Origin of the sequence: Methyloligella halotolerans (assembly GCF_001708935.1) — a bacterium.
Lineage (GTDB): Bacteria > Pseudomonadota > Alphaproteobacteria > Rhizobiales > Methyloligellaceae > Methyloligella > Methyloligella halotolerans.
In genome coordinates, this window is sequence record NZ_MASI01000004.1 from 201,997 (window position 1) to 220,854 (window position 18,858).

Consider the following 18,858-nt stretch of genomic DNA (forward strand, 5'->3'; position numbering starts at 1 on the left):
TGAGTAGGTGAGAATGTCGGACGTCTCCCAGACATATACGCAAGGCCTCGATGCCGCTCCCGGCGGCGAGGTCGGCGATTTCGTGGAGCTGCTGAAGCCCCGGGTCATGTTCCTGGTGGTCTTCACGGGTCTGGTCGGACTCGTTGCGGCGCCCGTGCCGCTACATCCGATTCTCGCCATCGCGGCGCTGCTCTGCATTGCCGTCGGCTCGGGCGCTGCCGGTGCTTTGAACATGTGGTTCGACGCTGATATCGACCAGCACATGGAGCGCACCGCCACCCGGCCGATCCCGCAAGGCAGGGTCACCGAGAGCGAGGCGCTCACCTTTGGCGCTATCCTGTCCATCGGTGCCGTGGGATGCCTCGGCCTCATGGTCAATTGGCTGTCCGCCGGGCTGCTCGCGCTGACCATCGGCTTCTATGTCTTCGTCTACACCATGTGGCTGAAGCGCTGGACGCCTCAGAATATCGTGATCGGCGGCGCCGCCGGCGCCATGCCGCCCATGATCGGTTGGGCCGCGGCCACCGGCAGCATCAGCCTCGATCCCATCGTGCTTTTCCTGATCATCTTCATCTGGACGCCGCCCCATTTCTGGGCCCTGGCCATCTGCCGGTCCAAGGAATACGAGCGTGCCGGCGTGCCGATGCTTCCCGTCACCCACGGCGATGACCACACCCGCAACCAGATCCTGGTTTATAGTCTTCTGCTTGCGCCCCTGGGCTGCGTTCCCGCCCTGATCGGGCTTGGCGGCATGTTGTATCTCGTCTCTTCGGCGGTTCTCGGCGTGCTCTTCGTCGGCTTTGCCATCCGTTGCTGGCGCGTCCGCGAGGGCGAGGAGGGCCACCGCGTGGCCATGCAGCTCTTTGCCTATTCAGTGCTGTATCTCTTCTTGCTGTTCTCCATTCTGCTGGTGGAGAAGGGCTTCGGTATCGGTGGCGGTGCGCTGCCGGCGCTTTGGACGATCTGATGGAAGATGGGGACGAAGAATTCAAACGCCGCCGGCACAAGCGAAACATCGCGATCGCTTTGGTGCTGGGCGGGCTCGTTGTGCTTTTCTTCATCGTCACCATCGTGCGGCTGGGCGGCAATGTCGCCAACCGCGCTATATGACGTTGGGTGAGGATCATTCGCGTGACGAAGGATAACGATCAGACCGAGAAGACGCGGGCCCCGAAGGCGGCCCGCCACGGATTAGTGGCGCTCGGGCTCGCGGCCATCGTCGCCGGCATGGTTGGCCTGTCGTTTGCCGCCGTTCCGCTCTACCGCATCTTCTGCCAGCAGACTGGCTATGCGGGCACGCCTCAGCGCGCGAGCGTGGCGCCCGATCAGGTGAGCGACCAAACCGTCAACGTCCGCTTCGACGCCAACACGATGCCTGACATGCCGTGGCGCTTCGTGCCCGAGAAGAACGAGATGACCGTGCGCATCGGCGCGTCGAACCTCGCCTTCTTCAAGGCGACGAACCTGTCCGACGAACCGATCGTCGGTACGGCGGTCTTCAACGTCGCGCCCAACAGCGCGGCCCAGTATTTCAACAAGATCCAGTGCTTCTGCTTCACTCAGCAGCGGCTCGAGCCCGGCGAGACCATCGAGATGCCGGTCACGTTCTTCATCGAACCCGGGTTCCTGGATAATGTCAGCACCAAGCACATTCAGGATATTACGCTCTCCTACACCTTCTATAGGGACAAGGGGCAGGGGGTTGCCGCCGCACCGGCGGAGAGCGGAGACAAGTCCGGTTCGTAAGAGCTGGAGCGTATTGGGAGGGAGGCGCGTGGTTCGCCTCTAGAAGGGAAACAACGGAGCGCAACATGGCCGAGACCCACGCCAAACACCACGACTACCATCTGCTCGATCCGAGCCCATGGCCGATTGTCGGCTCGATTTCCGCCTTCGTCCTCGCCGTTGGCGCGGTGCAGTTCTTGATCTCCCACAAAGCGGGTGCGTCCGAGCCGCTGTGGCTCCTGCCGGGCATCATCCTGGTGTTCTTCACCATGATCGCGTGGTGGAGCGACGTCATCAAGGAAGGCCGGCAGAACGACCACACCCCGGTCGTGCAGCTCCATTTCCGCTACGGCATGATCCTGTTCATCGCCTCGGAGGTGATGTTCTTCGTCGCCTGGTTCTGGGCCTATTTCGACGTCGCGCTCTATCCCGACGAGGCTGTGACCTACGCCCGCACCGCGGTGACCGGCGGGGTCTGGCCGCCCGTTCCGAGCGCCGATACGGATGTCGCGGGCCTCGGCTGGTTCGCCAACACCTTCAACCCCTGGAGCCTGCCGCTGGTCAACACGTTGATCCTGCTGCTCTCGGGCACCACGGTCACCTACGCCCACCACGCTCTGCTTGAGAACAATCGCAAAGGCGTCGTGCGCGGCCTCATCGCCACCGTGATCCTGGGCATGATCTTCACCGCCGGCCAGGTCTTCGAGTACCTGCACGCGGGCTTCAGCTTCAGCGATCACATCTACGGTTCGACCTTCTTCATGGCGACCGGCTTCCACGGCTTCCATGTCATCGTTGGCACCATCTTCCTGGCCATTTGCCTGCTCCGTGCCTGGCGCGGCGCCTTCACGCCTGAGCGTCACTTCGGCTTCGAAGCGGCTGCCTGGTACTGGCATTTCGTGGACGTGGTCTGGCTCTTCCTGTTCGCCTCGATCTACATCTGGGGCGGGGGATCCGACTACCCGGCCCACTAGGTCGCAGGAATGCAACTTCGAAGGGCGGCCCGAAACGGCCGCCCTTCTCGTATGAGCGGGGCTCCTGCGGTAGACTGCTCGCCCGGATCGCTCCGTAGGGAAGACCGAAGCGCGCAGGGACCGCCGAACCAATGAACACCGAACCCGGACGACCCGAAACGGCCCCGCCCCTCGGGCAGACCATCTGGCGCGGCATCGTCGGCCGCTGTCCCGACTGCGGAAAGGGGCGCCTCTTCTCGGGTTTTCTCAACCTGAAGAAGGAATGCGACGTCTGCGGCCGCGATTTCCGCTCGGCCGACGCAGGCGATGGACCGGCCATCTTCGTGATGCTCATAACCGGCTTCGTCATCGTCGGAGCGGCGCTTTATGTGGAGGTCTACTACCAGCCGTCCTATTGGGTGCACGCGCTCCTCTGGCTGCCTCTCGGTATCGTGTTGCCGCTCGCCATGTTGCGCCCTTTGAAAGGGTTGCTGCTCACCTTGCAGTACCGCCACCAGGCCGCTGAAGGGCGCCTCGCCGAATAATGCCGGACGAGACGCCAAACCTGCCTGAGAGCGGGCCCGAAAGCCGCAAGCGCTTTGTCTGGTTCACCCTGTTCATGCTGCCGATCTTCGCCCTGACCGTATGGCTGGGCGTCTGGCAGCTCCAGCGCCTGGAATGGAAGCGCGGGCTCATTGCGGCCATCGAGACCCGCAGCGAGGGTCCGCCCGTGCCATTGGAAAAGGTCATGGCGGAAGCGCGCGCCGGCCAGGATGTGGAGTACACCCGGGTGTCGGTGCATGGCCGCTTCGACCACGCACATGAGGAGTATCTCTATGGCCTCGACGAGGGGGATCCGGGCTGGCATGTCATCACCCCATTCCGGACCGACGAAGGCCCCATCGTCCTCATCGATCGCGGCTTCGTGCCCATCGAGAAGCAGGCGCCGAAGAGCCGCATCGAAGGGCAGCTCGAAGGGGAGGTGGAGGTGACGGGGCTGGTGCGTGGCCCCCAGACACCCGGACTCTTCACCCCCGATAACGATCCCGCACGCAAGCGATGGTTTTGGCGCGATCTCGACGGCATGCGCAGCGAAATGGTGCCCGAGGGCAAGGAAACGGTCGCGCCATTCTATATCGAAGCCGAATTGTCCGAGATTCCCGGCGGCTTCCCGAAGGGTGGACAAACGAATCTGACCTTGCCCAACAATCATCTGCAATATGCCTGGACCTGGTTCTGCATGGCAGCCGTGCTGGGCGGCGCTATCTAGCCTATGCCTGGTCCGTGTTCCGGAAGAAGACGCCCTGACCGCCACCCCCACCATTAGGCTTGGGTGTCCGCATTCGGTTGCGGCGAAGCCCTCCGCCGATTACTTTCAGCCCACCGTTTCAAGCCCGTTCTCGAGTTCGCCGTGAAATATGTCAGCACACGGGGCGATGCCCCTTCGCTCTCCTTTGAAGGTGCCCTTCTCGCAGGCCTAGCGCGCGACGGCGGACTGTACATGCCCGAGACCTGGCCGCGCTTTTGCGAGCAGGAAATCGCGGATCTGGCAGGGCTGGACTATATCGACGTCGCAGAGCGGGTCATGCGCCCCTTCCTGGAAGGCGATCCCTGCCTCGACGATTTGCGCGAAGTTCTGGAAGAAGCCTATGCGGGCTTCGACCATCCCGCCGTCACGCCCCTGAAGCAGATCACGCCGAAGCTGTGGATCATGGAGCTCTTTCATGGCCCCACCCTGGCGTTCAAGGACCTCGCCATGCAGGTGGTGGCCCGCTTCATGGACCGGGCCCTGATCCGGAAAGGCGGCCGCGCGACGGTGCTCGGCGCCACCTCCGGCGACACCGGTGCGGCAGCCATCGATGCCTTCCGCGGCCGCAAGGCCATCGACGTGGTCATCCTCCATCCCAAGGGCCGGGTGACGGAGATCCAGCGCCGTCAGATGACCACCGTGGACGATCCCAACGTGCACAATATCGCGCTGGAGGGGACATTCGACGACTGTCAGGCCATCGTGAAGGCGCTGTTCAACGATCTGCCATTGCGCGACCGCCTGCACCTAACCGGCGTCAACTCCATCAACTGGGCGCGCATCGTCGCCCAGACGGTCTATTACTTCACCTCGGCCGTCGCACTGGGCGCGCCCTACCGGCCGGTGTCCTACACAGTGCCGACGGGGAATTTCGGAGATATATTCGCGGGTTACGTTGCCCAACAGATGGGGCTGCCAATCCAGCGCCTCGTAATCGCCACGAACGCGAACGACAGTCTGCCCCGCGCGTTTGCCACCGGCGTCTACGAGCCGAAAACGGTGATCGCGACCTCCAGCCCCAGCATGGATATCCAGCTAGCGAGCAATTTCGAACGCCTGCTTTTCGAGCTGGTGCATCGCGATGTGGCTCGGGTGAAGACGCTGATGGCCGAGCTGCAGGACACGGGTAAGTTGACCATGAGCCCAGACGAGCTGAACAGCCTCAAGCAGGTCTTCGGCGCCTACAGCATTTCCGAGGAAGAGACCCAGGAAACCATCGCCCGTCTCTATCGCAAGACCGGCGTGCTGACGGATCCCCATACCGCGGTCGCCATCGGCTCCGCCCTCGACGAGCGCCGCGCCCTCGACCAGGGCAACACGACGACGCCCATGGTGATCCTGTCCACCGCCGATGCGGCTAAGTTCCCGGAGACCGTGGAGCGCGCCACCGGCCGCGTGCCCGAGCAGCCCCAGCGCCTGAAGGACCGGCTGGGCGAATCGGAACGCTGCACCTCGCTTCCGGCCGACTACCAGACCGTGGCCGATTTCATCGCCGACCATTCCCGTGCGGGGCAGGGCGAAGAGGTGGAGGCGTGAGCCGGGCCACCGACCGCTCCTCCGTGCCGGGCCGGCCGGCGCCTGAAGTCAGCCGGCTCTCCAATGGCCTGACCGTCGCCAGCATCACCATGCCCGGCGTCGAGACGGTATCTCTCGGCATCTGGGTCGGCGCAGGAAGCCGCAGTGAAACAGCGTCCGAGCACGGCATTGCGCATTTCCTGGAGCACATGGCCTTCAAGGGGACCGCGAGGCGCAGCGCCCGCGACATCGCCGAGGAGATCGAGGCCGTGGGCGGCGACATTAACGCCGCGACCGGTGTCGACAGCACCGCCTACTACGCCCGTGTTCTGCCGGGTGATTCCCCGCTCGCCCTCGACATCCTCAGCGACATCCTGCTGAACCCCGGCTTTGCGCCCGACGAGCTCGAACGCGAGCGCGGCGTCATCCTCCAGGAGATCGCGGCCTCCCTCGATTCGCCCGAAGACACCGTGTTCGATCTTGCCCAGGAAGCCGCTTATCCGGCCCAGCCCCTGGGCAGGCCCATCCTCGGCACCATGCAGAGCATCGGCGCGTTCGCCCGCGACGACCTGAGCCGTTATCTCGGCGCCCATTACCATGCACCGAGCATGGTGCTGGCGGCTGCTGGAGCGATCGAGCATGCCGATCTCGTTCAACTTGCCGAACAGCGCCTGTCGGAGCTGGACGCAACGCCCGCGCCCACGCCCGAAGATGCCCGCTACGGCGGCGGCATCCGACACTCGGAGCGTTATTTCGAGCAGAGTCATCTGGTGATGGGCTTCGAGGCGCCGGCCCTGCACCATCCCGAATACATCCAAATGCAGATGCTGGCGGGTGCGCTGGGCGGCGGCATGTCTTCGCGCCTGTTCCAGGAGGTCCGGGAAAAGCGCGGCCTCTGCTACGCCGTCTATTCCTTCGCCCACAGCCTCGCCGACACCGGCACGTTCTCCGTCTATGCCGCGACCGGCCCGGAATACGCCGACGAGCTCTTCGCCGTGATCCGCGACGAGATCCGCCGCGCAGCCGATGACGGCTTTCACCCCGACGAGCTCGCCCGGGTCAAGGCGCAGGCCAAGATGGGGCTTTTCGCCTCCCTCGAAAGCTCCGGTGCCCGCGCCGAGCAGCTCGCCAGGCACATCCTGCTCTATGGCAGGCCGCTGTCGACGGAAGAGCTGCTGGAGAAGGTCGAGGCCGTAACCGAAGAAGATCTTCGCCGCCAGGCCGTGCGGCTGCTGACCTCACCGCTGACCCTTGCGACCGTCGGGCCGATCGCCAACCGGGCGCGCTTCGACGGGATCGCGGAAGAGTTCGTTTTGCCGCCCAGCAAGGCGGCATAGGGAGCAAGCCCGATGGCGCTGCTGCGCACAGCCAGTTCCAGCGATATCGGTCCCCTCATCAGGACCGACCGGGTCATGCTGCGCACGCCTCAAATGGCCGACTATCCGGCCTGGGCGGAGCTGCGCGCCGGAAGCAAGGAGTTCCTGGCACCCTGGGAGCCGCTCTGGCTTTCCGATGAGCTGACCCGGTCGTCCTATCGCCGCCGGGTACGCCATTACCTTCGCGATCTGCGGGAGGACGTGGGCTATGCGCTTTTCGTCTTCACCGCCAACGGCGAGCAGCTTCTGGGCGGGGTCACCCTGTGCAACGTGCGCCGGGGCGTGACCCAGGCCTGCACCCTTGGCTACTGGATGGGCGAGCCCCATGCGCGGAAGGGTTACATGACAGCGGCGGTGCGGGCTGTTATCCCATTTGTCTTTGATTCGCTTGAACTCCACAGGCTCGAGGCCGCATGCCTGCCCCATAATTTGGCCTCGAAGCGCCTCTTAGAAAGGACCGGGTTCAGGCGCGAGGGATATGCGCGCCGTTACCTGCGAATCAACGGCGCTTGGCAGGACCATTTGCTTTACGCGCTTCTCGATTCGGACGAGCGGATCTAGGGCGCGCAAGCCGCATAAGGCTAGGGAGACCGGTACGGGAGTGACCACGTCCTTGCGAGGGAATGCGGCGTTTCCAATGCGGAGGCTTTACGGCCTTGCGCAGCGGCAGGCTGTGGCCTGCTGGCTCGGGGCGCTTCTCACTCTCGCGGCGCTGCTCGCCGCCGGACCGGCAGCCGCCCTCGATGCAATCACCGTCAATCCCGACTACACGCGGCTGGACATCACCGCCTTCGCCGAACTCTACCGGGGCCGTGGCGACCGTCTCCAGATCGAGACCGCTCCGGGGGCGGACGGCTTTGCCGGCCGCATGGCCGTCCAGGCCCGCACGCCCGGCACCGCGCCAAACTGGCTCGTCTTCGCCCTGAGCAACCCGGGCGCCGAGCGCATGGTCCGCTGGATCGTCGCGCCGCGCTACACCCTGACCGCTTCGGGCCTTCGCTGGCCCGACCTCGATGCCGACCGTGTGACCGACGTCACGCCCTCCCTCGGCTTCAAGCCCGAGCGGCTGGATCAATCCCGCGCGGACATCTTCCGCGTCAGCCTGGAGCCGGGCCAGACCATCACCTTCGCCGCAGAGCTCGCCTCTGAAGACGTGCCGCGCCTGTTCCTCTGGAACCCCGACGCGTATCAGGACAAGCAGAAGGACAAGATGCTGTTCAACGGCGTGCTTCTCGGCATCGCCGGTGTGCTGGCCATCTTCCTGACCGCGATCTTCGCCGCCAATCACCGCGCCATCTTCCCGGCGACAGCCTTGGTGGCCTGGGCGGGGCTGGCCTATCTCTGCGTGGATTTCGGTTTCTGGAACAAGCTATTCCCCGTCAGCGTCGACAGGACGGCCGTGTATCGAGCCGCGGCAGAAGCCGCGCTCGCCGGCTCTATCGTGCTGTTCCTCTACACATTCCTGCGCATCGGCCTCTGGCACAATTGGATCAAGACCGTCTTCTGGGGGTGGATCGCCGCCCAATTCGCCCTCGTCGTGCTGGCCGTCATCGATCCCGAGGTCACCGCCGGCCTGGCGCGCATGTCCTTCATTCCGATCGCGGCCATCGGCTCCGGCCTGATCGTCTATCTCGCGTTCCGGGGGCAGGATCGCGCCCTTGCCCTGATTCCCACCTGGCTGCTCTTTCTCGTCTGGCTGTTCGGCGCCGGCATGATCGTCATCGGCCAACTCCAGGGCGACCTGGCCGTCTCTGGCTTCCTCGCGGGCCTGGTTCTCATCCTCGTGCTGCTCGGCTTCTCGGTCACCCAGTTCGCCTTCCGCAGCGGACCCGTGGCCCAACTCGGCCCGCTGACTCAGTCCCAGATGAAAGCCCTGGCCGTCGATAGCGCCGGCGCCTCGACCTGGCAGTGGGACAGCAGCAATTCCGAGATTGCCGTGAGCGCGGAGGTGGAAGCGATGCTCGGCCTGCCGCCCGGCGCCCTGAACACCAATGTCGAGGACTTCATCAGCCATATCCATCCGGGAGACCGGGACCGCTTCCGGCTCACCCTGATGTCCCTGGAGGAGAACCACGGCGGCGATATCGATATCGACTTCAGGCTGCGCCGCCACGACAGTACCTATCTCTGGTACGAGCTGAAGGGCCACGCGCCGGAGAGCGACAATCCCCGGCTGCTGCGCTGCATCGGGCTGCTGCGCGATGTCACCCCGGAGAAGCGGTCCCACGAGCGGCTGATGCACGATTCCGTGCACGATAATCTGACCGGCCTGCCGAACCGGGAACTCTTCGTGGACCGGGTGCAGGGCGCCATCACCCGCCTGAAGGAAGGCCAGGGCAACCGTCCCACGGTGATCTTCATCGACATCGACCGGTTCCGGAACGTGAACCAAAGCCTCGGCCTCGTGACCGGCGACACCATGCTGCTGACCCTTGCCCGGCGGCTGCAGCGTCACCTCAACCCCCAGGACACGCTCGCCCGCCTCGGCAGCGATCAGTTCGCCATCCTTCTCATCTCCGAGATCGACCCGCGCAACGTGGCCCTGCTCGCAGACCGCGCGCGCCGGGCCCTCCGCACGCCCATGAAGATCGAGGGGAAGGAGATCGTCCTCACAGCCTCCATCGGCATCGTCGTTCATGACGGCACCCAGGACACCGCTCAGGACTTCTTGCGCGAAGCGGAGATCGCGATGCTCCAGGCAAAGCGGAACGGCGGAGATCGCATCGACATCTTCAATCCGGCGACCAGGAGCGAGGGGGAGGGGCGTCTGCCCCTCGAGACCGATCTGCGGATGGCGATCGACCGCAAGCAGATCTCGGTGTTCTACCAGCCCATCACGCGGCTCGCGAACAATCAGCTCGCTGGCTTCGAAGCCCTCATGCGGTGGGATCATCCGACCCGCGGCCGCCTCGGCGCAGAGGATTTCATCCCCATTGCGGAGGAGACCGGACTGATCGTGGAGCTGGGCTCCTATGTGCTCAGCCAGGCCTTGGAGCAGGCCGCCGAATGGCATCGCGCGCTGCCGCGGGTCCGCGATCCGCTCTTCGTCAGCGTGAATGTCTCCAGCCGCCAGCTCTTCCGCCAGGATCTGGTTCAGGAGATCCGCCACCTGCTCGCCCGCGAGACGGTTCCCCGCGGCACCCTCCGCCTGGAGATCACCGAGTCGCTTCTGATGGAGAACCCGGAGCGGGCGGTCGAGATGCTGGAATGGCTGCGGAGCTTCGGTGCCCGCATCGCGCTCGACGATTTCGGCACCGGCTATTGCTCCTTGAGCTATCTGCACCGGTTCCCCTGCGACACCATCAAGGTCGACCGGTCTCTGGTGCGCGACGGCGGCCTGACCGGAACGAGCCCCCTGATCCTGAAATCAATCGTCGCCCTGGCCCACGACCTGGAGAAGGAAGTCGTCGCCGAAGGCATCGAGACCAAGGACCACGCCGACTATCTGCGCACCCTCGATTGCGAATTCGGTCAGGGCTTCTATTACGGCGAACCCATGTCGGTGAAGCAGGTGGCCGCACTGCTCCATGCCCTGAACAGCCATAAGGGCAGGCGCGAGGAGCCCGAGGAGACCGGCACGATCGCCGCCGGCAATGGGAATGGAAACGGCAATGGAAATGGAAGCGGGGCCGGCTATGAGGCGGAGGATTACGACGCCGTCGAGCCCCTCGAAAACGATCGTCGCGCCCAGGGCCCGGCGCCGGACGCACCGCCGTCCAACACATAGCACATGGTTCTCAGACTTGGCGGGAAATAGGATCTGCCGGCGTCCGGAGCGCGTTAGGCGTGGCCCGATTCGCTGGCCAGACGTCCGGCATCCACGCCGATCCGGCTCAGGGCCAGCTCGTATTTCTGCTCCACATCGGGATCGAACAGCAGCTCGGGATCGGCCGGGCAGTTGAGCCAGCCATTCGCATGGATCTCGCTTTCAAGCTGCCCGGGCGCCCAGCCGGCATAGCCCAGCGCCAGGAGCGCCTTATCGGGCCCGGCACCCTTGGCGATATCCCGGAGGATATCGATGGTCGCGGTCAGGCAGACGCCGTCGTCGATAGGTAGCGTGCTCTCCGCCTTGAAGTAGTCCGAGCTGTGCAGCACGAAGCCGCGCCCCGTCTCCACCGGACCGCCGAGATGCACCGTAAGAGAGTCGGAGCCATAGCCTGGAATCGAGATGCGCTCATCCTCCGGCGCGATGTTGAGCTGCTCGAGAAGCTCGCCGAAGCTGATATTGGGCGCGCGCTGATTGACCATGATCCCCATGGCCCCTTCGCCGGAGTGAGCGCAGATATAGATCACCGCACGGGCGAAGCGCGGGTCGCCCATGGACGGCATCGCAACGAGCATCTGACCGTCGAGATACCCGTCCCGGTCATCGTGATCATCTGTGATGCCTTCGATCATCCGATAAAGATTATGCTCGGCACCCGAACTTGTGAAGCGGCAATGACGGAATTGATGATTGCGATCGGGTATGCTTCGTTCTTTCGAGCCTGCCGCCATCAGCAGAAAAGATGAGAGAATTCATTATGTTGTCTAGGATCCCGAACCCGGCATCCATCCTTTGCATCCTTGCGGCGCTCGTCCTCGGCGCAGGCCTGTCGACCGTTGCCGGAAGCGTGCAGGCCGCGAGCTCGCCCTGGGTGGAGGCAGCCGATTCCAAGGTTCGTCTGATCACCGGCGGGGAGCTACCGGGCGGGAAAGGCAGCTGGGCCGGCGTCGAGGTAAGGATGGCCCCGGGCTGGAAGACCTACTGGAAGAGCCCCGGCGATACCGGCGTGCCGCCCTATTTCGATTGGTCGGGTTCGGAGAATCTGAAGTCGGCCGAGATCCTCTATCCGGCCCCAAAGATTTTGCCTGACGCGGGTGGTCAGGCTTACGGCTACAAGGATGAGGTGGTGTTCCCGGTAAAGGTCACGCCGGAGCGACCGGACGAGCCGGTCAAACTCAAGCTCTCCATGGATTTCGGCCTCTGCAAGGATATCTGCATCCCGAATCATGCCGATCTCTCCTTGCGGATCCCTGTCGAGCCGAAGCCCAGCGCCGCCGACTCCCTCCTGATCGACCGCTACCTCGCCTGGGTGCCGAAGCCGGTGAAGAAGGGGGATCTGCCGGACATCGCTAACATCGAGAAGCGCTTCGACAAGCTGGAGCCCGAGCTCGTCATCGATATCCGCTATCCCGACGGCGCGGAGCGCACGGACCTGTTTCTCGACGCGGGCGAGGATTACATCCCGCCGGCCATGGCCGAAGGAGAGGGGAAGGACGGCACGAAGCGCTACGTGGTCACCTTCCGCGACAAGGATGAGGTGAACGACCTCAAGGGAGAGGTGTTGACCTTCACCATGGTCAGTGACCGGGGCGCTCGCGAGGCGAAACGCACCCTCGAATAATCAGCGGCCGAAGGCGCGCGCACGGGAACAGCCTGCCGCTTGTCATCGTTCGTCGAGGCAGTAAGGTGGGCGCGAACAATTCCCCACCATCAGCAGAGAACGAGATAGAGGCCCCAATGACCATCGCCGTAGGAGATCGCCTGCCCGACGCAACCTTCATGATGATCGGGACTCAGGGACCGGAGAAAAAATCGTCGTCCGAGATTTTCGGCGGCAAGAAAGTGGTTCTCTTCGCTGTGCCGGGCGCTTTCACCCCCACCTGCCATCTCCAGCATCTGCCGGGTTTCATCGAAAACGCCGAAGCCATGAAGGCGAAGGGCGCTGACACCGTCGCCTGCGTCTCCGTGAACGACCCCTTCGTGATGGATGCCTGGTCAGACGTGGCGGGCGCCCGCGGCAAGGTCACCTTGCTCGCCGACTCCGATGCGTCCTTCACCAAGGCCATCGGTATGGATTTCGACGCCAGCGGCGCCGGCCTCGGAACGCGCTCCAAGCGCTATGCCATGCTCGTCGAGGATGGCGTGGTGAAGGTGCTCAATGTTGAGGGCAATCCGAGCGAGCACGTGGAAAGCACGGCTGAGAAGCTACTCGAAGGCATGTAGTCCGAAAGACGATCAACGCGCGAGGTAGGGCGCCATGCCCTCCCGCGCCAGCTCGTCGGCGCGCTCGTTGTCATCGTGGCCCGCGTGGCCCTTGACCCAGTGCCAGCGGACCTCGTGGCGCTTGGCCGCTTCGTCGAGCGCCTGCCAGAGCTCGACATTCTTGACAGGCTTCTTCGCCGACGTCTTCCATCCGTTCTTTTTCCAGCCATGAATCCAGCCGGTGATCCCGCCGCGCAGATAGTTGGAATCCGTGTACAGATCGACCACGGACGGCTTCTTCAGGGCCTCCAGCGCCCGGATGGCCGCCATCAGCTCCATCCGGTTGTTCGTCGTCAACGCCTCGCCGCCGTTGATCTCTTTCCGGTGAGCGCCCGATTCCAGGATCGCCCCCCATCCGCCGGGGCCCGGATTGCCCGAGCACGCCCCATCCGTATGGATGACCACCCCGGCCGTCTTGCCTTCTTCCCCCATCAGTCCCCGTCCAATCCATAATCGGAGGCCGAGCGGACCTGCCGGTGAAAGCGCAGCTCCGCAGATACTCGTCCGGCTTCTTCGGCTGCACCAGCGCGCTCGCATCCCGGTTCAGCCAGTCATAGGTGCGCGTCAGGAGGAAGCGCAAAGCCGCTCCCCGCGCCAAGGTGGGCAGGGCCTCGCGCTCGGCCCCGTTCAGCGGCCGCACCGCCTGATAGGACTCGAGCAGCGCCCGCGACTTGGTCACGTTGAAGCTCCCGTCGGGCTCGAAGCACCACGCGTTGAGGCAGATCGCGACGTCGTAGGCCAGCCGGTCGTTGCAGGCGAAATAGAAGTCGATGAGCCCCGATACGGTCTCGCCGAGGAACAGCACGTTGTCGGGAAAGAGATCGGCGTGGATCACGCCGGCCGGCAGCCCTTCGGGCCATTTGCCGGAAATGGCGGTGAGTTCGCTTCCGATCTCCTCGCTAAGACCGGGACTGATGCTGTCTGCATCGGCCTGCACCGCCTCGAAGAGCTGTCTCCAGCCGTCCGGTCCCAGGCTGTTCTCCCGCGCCATCTCGAAGCCGGCGCCCGCCTTGTGGAGCTGACCGAGCACCGTGCCCAGCGCCGCGCATTGTGCAGTGCTGGGCCGCCGCGCCGAGACCCCTTCCAGGAAGGTGATAAGCGCCGCGGGCCGGCCTGCCAGTTCCCGCAGGCCCGACCCTTCAGATCGTGCACGGGCAGGGGGCAGGGCAGCCCCTCGTCGGCGAGATGCTCCATGAGGCCGAGGAAATAGGGCAGGTCCGCCTCCGACACCCGCTTCTCGTAGAGGGTGAGGATGAAGCGGCCCTTCTCGGTCTCGAGCAGGAAGTTGCTGTTTTCCACCCCCTCGGCGATGCCCTTGAAGGAGATGAGCCGGCCCATTCCGTAGCTTTCCAGGAAAGACTGCAGCTCCGCGTCGGAGACATCCGTGTAGACGGCCATCCCTAGGTCGCCGCGTGTTCGCGCAAGGGGCGCGGCAGTTTGAAGGAGATGCTTTCCTGAGCCGTGGTGACGGTCTCCACCTCGGCGCTAAAGCGCGCCCGGAAGGCGTCGATGATCTCGTCCACCAGGATCTCGGGCGCCGACGCTCCGGCGGTGACACCCAGACTGCCGATCCCGTCGAACATGTCCCAATCGATCTCCTGCGCGCCCTGGAGCAGCACCGCCTGCGGACAGCCCGCGCGAAGCGCGACCTCGACGAGCCGCTGGGAGTTCGAGCTGTTGGGCGAGCCGACCACGATCATCCTGTCGCATTTCGGGGCGATGGATTTCACCGCCTCCTGCCGGTTCGTCGTGGCGTAGCAGATATCGTCCTTGGTCGGCACCTTCAGCTTCGGGAAACGCGCCTTCAGTGCTTCGAGGATCTCCCGCGTGTCGTCAACGGAGAGGGTCGTCTGGGTCGTGCAGGCAAGCATCTCCGGGTCGCGGGGCGTGAATTGCTCCACGTCTTCCAGCGTCTCGATGAGGGTCACCGCATCCTCTGGGAGCTGCCCCATGGTGCCGACCACTTCCGGGTGCCCTTCATGGCCGATCAGGAGCACCTCGTTCCCGGCCAGGAACTGGCGCTGCGCCTCCATATGCACTTTGGTCACCAGCGGGCAGGTGGCGTCGAGGTGGAACATATTGCGGCGCGAAGCTCCTCAGGCACCGATTTCGGCACGCCATGGGCGGAGAACACGATTGGTGCGTCCGTATCCGGGATTTCGTCCAATTCTTCGACGAAGATGGCTCCCTTGGCCCGGAGATTCTCGACCACGTAGCGATTATGCACGATCTCATGACGCACATAGACCGCGCGCCGTATTTCGCCAAGGCGAGCTCGACGATCTGGATGGCCCGGTCCACGCCGGCACAGAAGCCGCGCGGCGCCGCCAGATAGATCGTAAGGGGCACGGGCTCGCTGTCGCGCTCAAGGCGTGTGGGGTTCAGCTCCGGTTTCAGCACCATGGGCTTTCGATGATTCGTGTTGCCGTGTCGCAGGTTAGGGGCTCTGGACCCTTGTGGCCGAGGCTGCGGACCGTTAATTTTGCGCATCTTAACAGCCTGCGGATGATTGCCGCTCGACCGGCCTCTTTCTCGATCCGCGGAATTTCAGGTGTGCAGGCCCAGCCTGTCAAGCCGAGCACGGGGTTAAGTTGACGCGTTCGAGTGGATTGAAGTGGCGTAGCCTTGCCTACACGGCCCTGATCGTGGCGATCCCGGTCGCCCTGTCGGGCTGCGCGGTCGGCAATCTTTCGAACCCGTTCAACCGAAACGATTCGGCCGACGCCCCGCCGCTCCCGCCCAGCACGCTTCCCCAGAACGTCACGGGATCCCAGGCCGCGCCGCAATCCGGTATGCCCGCGCCGCCCTTGGCCCCGGTCGCGCCAGCGGCACCAAGCCAGACTTCGGCTGCGGCGGCCGTTCCCTCGAGCAACCCGGGATTGGCCACCCTCCCTTCGGGCGAGGCCGCAAATTGTCCGGAAGTCGTTTCCTGGCCTCAGGACCGTCTGGTGACCGTCTATCAGCCGGGCCATACCGGCGAGGCGATGGCGATCCGCCACCGGGGTGAGCTGACCCAGCTGTCCCGGGAATGCCGCGTCTACGGCAATCGCATGACCGTGCGGTACGGTATCGCGGGCCGCGTTCTCCTCGGCCCCAAGGGGAGTGCCGGCACGGTCAGTCTGCCCATTAGTATCCGGGTGGCCGACGCCAGCCAGCGCATCATCCAATCCAATGCGATACGGGTTTCGGCAAGCGTCCCGTCCGGCAATCCCGTGGGATACTTCTCCACGGTGCAGGAGGTCTCCTTTCCGGTGACCATGGGGACGCGGCCGCAAGACTATAAAATCTATGTCGGCCTGAAGCAGACCTAGCACCGGCAGTCAGACCCATAGGCGCATCGCCTTTGCGGCGCGCGCGCATCCATCGCCGCCGTTCGCGATTCGCCAAAAAGAAGGGGCGCCGGCCCTTTCGGATTGGCGCCCCTTCAAACTCCAGCAGCGAAGCCGCTCGTTAATTCAGCTTCGACTTCAGCGAATCGATGCTTTCGTTGAGCAGCTTGTCGGCCGTCGCGGGCGTGAGCTTCTCGGAGATCAGATGCCGGGCGGCGCCGACCGCGGCATCCACCGCGGAGTTGCGCACATCGGCGATAGCTTGCTCTTCGGCCCGGGCGATCTTCTCTTCCGCCAGGCGCGTGCGGCGCTCGAACTGCTCCTGCATGCTGCGGCTGGTCTCGTCCGCATAGGATTTCGCCTCGCGCTTGGCCAGATCGACGATGTCGTCGGCCTCCTGCTGAGCTTCCTTCTGCTTCCGCTTGTAGTCCGCCAGAACCTCCTCGGCTTCCTCGCGCAGAAGCTTCGCCTCTTCCAGCTCCGCCGCAATCTCGGCCGCACGCTTGTCCAGCGCCTGGCCGAGCTTGTGGAAGGTCTTGAAGTAGACGACCAGCCCCATGAACAGGAAGAAGGAGACGGCGACCCAGAATTCCGGTGTGAAGAGTTCCATGGGAATCGCTCCTTAGTCCTGCCGGGCCGCTGTGACGGCCTTTTCGGTCTCGCCCTTCGCAGGGGCCACGCCGATCAGCTTCTCGACGAGATCCCCAGCAACTTCCGTGGCGATACCGTCGACTTCCTTCAGCGCGGACGTCTTCGCCTCGGAGATCCGGGCTTCGGCGTCCTTGGCCTTCTGGTCAAGCTCCTTCTCGAGCTTCTCGCGTTCCGCCGAGAGCTCTTCATTGAGCTTGTCCCGCGCCTCCTGGGCGATGGCATGGGCCTTCTGCTTGGCCTCCGCCAGAGCCTGCTCGTAGGAAGCGATAGCCTCCGCCGTCGCTCTGCGAAGCTCTTCGGCGGTTTGAAGATCCGACTGGATCTTGTTCCGCCGGGCATCCAGCACGCCACCGACCTTCGGCAGCGCCACCTTCGCCATCAGCACGTAGAGGATAGCGAAGGTGATCGCGAGCCAAATGAGCTGCGGTACCCAATCACCTGGAACTAGCTGCGGCATGGTCCTGTTCGCTTACCAGCTATTGGCTGATTAAAAGACGAAGAGGATGATCAGCGCCACGACCAGGCCGAACAGGCCGGTCGCCTCGGCGAGAGCAAAGCCGAGAAGCAGGTTCGGGAACTGGCCCGCGGCTGCAGACGGATTGCGCAGAGCGCCGGAAAGGTAGTTGCCGAAAATCGTACCGATACCGAGACCGGCACCGACGAGGGCGATCGAGGCGAGGCCTGCGCCGATAAACTTAGCTGCTTCGGGTTCCATTCATTCCTCCCATTGGGACTGTGACTAACGATGAGTGATGATGCTCCGTCTCAATGCAGATGAAGCGCGTCATTGAGATAGATACAGGTGAGGATCGCGAACACGTAAGCCTGCAGGAACGCGACCAAAACTTCCAAGGCGGTGAAGCCCACCATGAAGGCGAGCGGCGCCCATCCACCCAGAAATCCGAGCGCCACGACGAAGGCGCCGAACACCTTCAGCATGGTGTGGCCGGCCATCATGTTGGCGAACAGACGAACGGAGAGGCTCAGCGGGCGGGTCAGATAGGAGATCACCTCGATCACGACGATCAGCGGCACCAGAACCATGGGCACGCCCTTGGGCACGAAAAGCCGAAGGAAACCGACGCCGTGCTTGATGAAGCCGAGAACGGTGATTCCGAGGATGATGAACGCAGCGAGCGCGAAGGTGACGATGATGTGGCTCGTCACCGTGAAGGAGTAGGGCACCATGCCGAGCATGTTCAGCGCCAGGACGAACATGAACAGGGTGAAGATGAACGGGAAATAGGGCATCCCGGCCTGGCCGGTGTTGTCACGCAGCATGTTCGCGACGAACTCGTAGGAGAGCTCGGCGACCGACTGGCTGCGGGAGGGCACCATCTGCTGGCGCCGCATGGCCCACAGCATGAACGCGGTGATCAGCACGACGGCGATCACCATGAACAGGCCCGAATTCGTGAACGAAGCGTCGAGGCCGAAAACGTCCAAATCGACGAGACGCTTGATCTCGAACTGGTGCATGGGGTCCGGAAGACCGCCACCTTCGCCATGGGCCCCGTGGGCCGCCCCGGCCGCTTCTGCTGCGTATGCTTCGAACACCCGTCTCTACTCGTCCTCTTCGAAGCTGTCCGGCGGCAGGTCTTTTCCGGGCAATGGGCCCTTCACCTGCATCGCTTTCGCGCTTCGGATCACATTTAAAATTCCAGCGGCGGACCCCAGAACGAGGAACACCACCATCATGATTGGGCCCGTTCCGAACCATTGGTCCAGACCCCAGCCGATGAACCCGCCGACGATCACGCCTGCCACCAGTTCGGTGGCGAGCCGCATCGCGTTCCCCATGGCCCGTCCGCGTTCGGAGCGATCCTCCTCCGCTTTCGGGTCGTGACGCGCGCGGATTTCTCCGAGCTTCCCCTCAAGATCGTCCAAGCGCCGGCGGATCGCGTCGGTATCCTGGTCGGCTTTGTCGCGTCCCGGGCCCTTAGGTCCGGCCATGGCACTTGCTTTCTTCAAG

20 protein-coding genes and 2 pseudogenes are annotated in these 18,858 nt (G+C 64.1%); 13 read left to right on the forward strand and 9 right to left on the reverse strand.

Going from position 1 to position 18,858, the window contains the following annotated elements:
- The first annotated feature begins 13 nt into the window (after positions 1–13).
- The 10 genes from A7A08_RS09390 (at position 14) to A7A08_RS09430 (ending at position 10,605) form a co-directional block, all read left to right on the forward strand.
- Entirely contained in the window at positions 14–967 is a 954-nt protein-coding gene (locus tag A7A08_RS09390) for a heme o synthase (RefSeq protein WP_069095228.1), read from the forward strand.
- Entirely contained in the window at positions 967–1,110 is a 144-nt protein-coding gene (locus tag A7A08_RS16290) for a hypothetical protein (protein ID WP_169822979.1), read from the forward strand. The genes A7A08_RS09390 and A7A08_RS16290 overlap by 1 nt, the downstream gene beginning before the upstream one ends.
- Positions 1,111–1,131: 21 nt before the next feature.
- The gene (locus A7A08_RS09395) at positions 1,132–1,746 is read left to right on the forward strand and encodes a cytochrome c oxidase assembly protein (RefSeq protein WP_069095229.1); all 615 of its coding nucleotides are present in this window, start codon (positions 1,132–1,134) and stop codon (positions 1,744–1,746) included.
- Positions 1,747–1,811: 65 nt separating this feature from the next.
- Positions 1,812–2,699 carry a cytochrome c oxidase subunit 3 gene (locus A7A08_RS09400; RefSeq protein WP_069095230.1) on the forward strand — a complete coding sequence of 296 codons (888 nt, stop codon included), beginning with the start codon at positions 1,812–1,814 and terminating at the stop codon, positions 2,697–2,699.
- A gap of 131 nt (positions 2,700–2,830) precedes the next feature.
- Positions 2,831–3,223 (forward strand): DUF983 domain-containing protein, encoded by a 393-nt coding sequence (locus tag A7A08_RS09405; protein WP_069095231.1) that lies wholly within the window; start codon positions 2,831–2,833, stop codon positions 3,221–3,223.
- Entirely contained in the window at positions 3,223–3,948 is a 726-nt protein-coding gene (locus A7A08_RS09410) for an SURF1 family protein (RefSeq protein ID WP_083226629.1), read from the forward strand. The genes A7A08_RS09405 and A7A08_RS09410 overlap by 1 nt, the downstream gene beginning before the upstream one ends.
- A gap of 141 nt (positions 3,949–4,089) precedes the next feature.
- A complete protein-coding gene (thrC, locus tag A7A08_RS09415; protein ID WP_069095323.1) occupies positions 4,090–5,523 on the forward strand; it encodes a threonine synthase in 1,434 nt (477 codons plus the stop codon).
- Positions 5,520–6,839 carry a M16 family metallopeptidase gene (locus A7A08_RS09420; protein WP_245290861.1) on the forward strand — a complete coding sequence of 440 codons (1,320 nt, stop codon included), beginning with the start codon at positions 5,520–5,522 and terminating at the stop codon, positions 6,837–6,839. The genes thrC and A7A08_RS09420 overlap by 4 nt, the downstream gene beginning before the upstream one ends.
- Before the next feature lie 12 nt (positions 6,840–6,851).
- The gene (locus A7A08_RS09425; protein WP_069095232.1) at positions 6,852–7,439 is read left to right on the forward strand and encodes a GNAT family N-acetyltransferase; all 588 of its coding nucleotides are present in this window, start codon (positions 6,852–6,854) and stop codon (positions 7,437–7,439) included.
- Between the two features lie 76 nt (positions 7,440–7,515).
- The gene (locus tag A7A08_RS09430) at positions 7,516–10,605 is read left to right on the forward strand and encodes an EAL domain-containing protein (RefSeq protein WP_069095233.1); all 3,090 of its coding nucleotides are present in this window, start codon (positions 7,516–7,518) and stop codon (positions 10,603–10,605) included.
- Between the two features lie 53 nt (positions 10,606–10,658).
- Here the strand turns inward: A7A08_RS09430 and A7A08_RS09435 are convergent, their stop codons facing one another.
- Positions 10,659–11,276, reverse strand: coding sequence for a YqgE/AlgH family protein (locus A7A08_RS09435; RefSeq protein WP_069095234.1), 618 nt, complete (start codon positions 11,274–11,276; stop codon positions 10,659–10,661).
- Positions 11,277–11,401: 125 nt separating this feature from the next.
- Here A7A08_RS09435 and A7A08_RS09440 point away from each other — a divergent pair, with 125 nt between their 5' ends.
- Together A7A08_RS09440 and A7A08_RS09445 are read left to right on the forward strand one after the other, a co-directional pair.
- Positions 11,402–12,265 carry a protein-disulfide reductase DsbD domain-containing protein gene (locus A7A08_RS09440; RefSeq protein WP_069095235.1) on the forward strand — a complete coding sequence of 288 codons (864 nt, stop codon included), beginning with the start codon at positions 11,402–11,404 and terminating at the stop codon, positions 12,263–12,265.
- Positions 12,266–12,381: 116 nt separating this feature from the next.
- Positions 12,382–12,867, forward strand: a complete 486-nt coding sequence (locus A7A08_RS09445) for a peroxiredoxin (RefSeq protein WP_069095236.1) — start codon at positions 12,382–12,384, stop codon at positions 12,865–12,867.
- A 12-nt stretch (positions 12,868–12,879) separates the two neighbouring features.
- Here the strand turns inward: A7A08_RS09445 and rnhA are convergent, their stop codons facing one another.
- From rnhA to ispH, 3 genes and pseudogenes are all read right to left on the reverse strand, one after another.
- Positions 12,880–13,338, reverse strand: a complete 459-nt coding sequence (gene rnhA / locus A7A08_RS09450) for a ribonuclease HI (protein ID WP_069095237.1) — start codon at positions 13,336–13,338, stop codon at positions 12,880–12,882.
- A pseudogene (locus A7A08_RS09455) lies at positions 13,338–14,304 on the reverse strand (homoserine kinase). The gene rnhA and the pseudogene A7A08_RS09455 overlap by 1 nt, the downstream one beginning before the upstream one ends.
- Positions 14,305–14,306: 2 nt before the next feature.
- A pseudogene (ispH, locus tag A7A08_RS09460) lies at positions 14,307–15,396 on the reverse strand (4-hydroxy-3-methylbut-2-enyl diphosphate reductase).
- A 101-nt stretch (positions 15,397–15,497) separates the two neighbouring features.
- Here ispH and A7A08_RS16295 point away from each other — a divergent pair.
- Positions 15,498–16,217 (forward strand): hypothetical protein, encoded by a 720-nt coding sequence (locus tag A7A08_RS16295; RefSeq protein ID WP_208430607.1) that lies wholly within the window; start codon positions 15,498–15,500, stop codon positions 16,215–16,217.
- A gap of 139 nt (positions 16,218–16,356) precedes the next feature.
- Here A7A08_RS16295 and A7A08_RS09470 read toward each other — a convergent pair whose 3' ends face one another.
- The 5 genes from A7A08_RS09470 to A7A08_RS09490 form a co-directional block, all read right to left on the reverse strand.
- Positions 16,357–16,845: a F0F1 ATP synthase subunit B family protein gene (locus tag A7A08_RS09470; RefSeq protein WP_069095239.1), complete on the reverse strand. Its 489-nt coding sequence runs from the start codon at positions 16,843–16,845 to the stop codon at positions 16,357–16,359.
- A 12-nt stretch (positions 16,846–16,857) separates the two neighbouring features.
- Positions 16,858–17,343, reverse strand: coding sequence for a F0F1 ATP synthase subunit B family protein (locus tag A7A08_RS09475; protein ID WP_069095240.1), 486 nt, complete (start codon positions 17,341–17,343; stop codon positions 16,858–16,860).
- A 30-nt stretch (positions 17,344–17,373) separates the two neighbouring features.
- On the reverse strand, positions 17,374–17,601 hold the full coding sequence (locus A7A08_RS09480) for a F0F1 ATP synthase subunit C (protein ID WP_069095241.1): 228 nt from the start codon (positions 17,599–17,601) through the stop codon (positions 17,374–17,376).
- Positions 17,602–17,651: 50 nt separating this feature from the next.
- Entirely contained in the window at positions 17,652–18,365 is a 714-nt protein-coding gene (locus A7A08_RS09485; RefSeq protein WP_069095325.1) for a F0F1 ATP synthase subunit A, read from the reverse strand.
- Positions 18,366–18,449: 84 nt separating this feature from the next.
- On the reverse strand, positions 18,450–18,839 hold the full coding sequence (locus A7A08_RS09490) for an AtpZ/AtpI family protein (protein WP_069095242.1): 390 nt from the start codon (positions 18,837–18,839) through the stop codon (positions 18,450–18,452).
- Positions 18,840–18,858: the final 19 nt, after the last annotated feature.